The 247-nt window shown below is 59.5% G+C and carries 1 protein-coding gene; it reads right to left on the reverse strand.

Annotated features, from left to right (window positions below; genetic code table 11):
- On the reverse strand, window positions 1-247 hold a 247-nt coding region (locus SB752_RS33045; protein WP_486320416.1), incomplete at both ends, for a type 2 periplasmic-binding domain-containing protein.

The following is a 247-nucleotide window of genomic DNA, read 5'->3' on the forward strand; positions in this document are numbered from 1 at the left end:
TTTCGATCCAGTCCGGCAGAACGACCTGGAGTTTGCCGGCGCGAATATCCGCTGCGGCGTCCCAGATCGTGTTTCGAGCGATGCCATATCCGGCCAGTGTCCACGCGCGAGCCAACGCGCCGTCATTGGTTTCCCACGCATTTTCCATTGCCACGGTGTGATTGCAACGCTTGCCTTCCGACACCAGGCGAAACTCGTTCAGTGGCCCTGCAGCCGTAACCAGAACGACGAACTCATGCGCAACCAG

This window comes from Brevibacillus sp. SIMBA_040, from assembly GCF_046535075.1.
Classification (GTDB): Bacteria; Bacillota; Bacilli; order Brevibacillales; family Brevibacillaceae; genus Brevibacillus.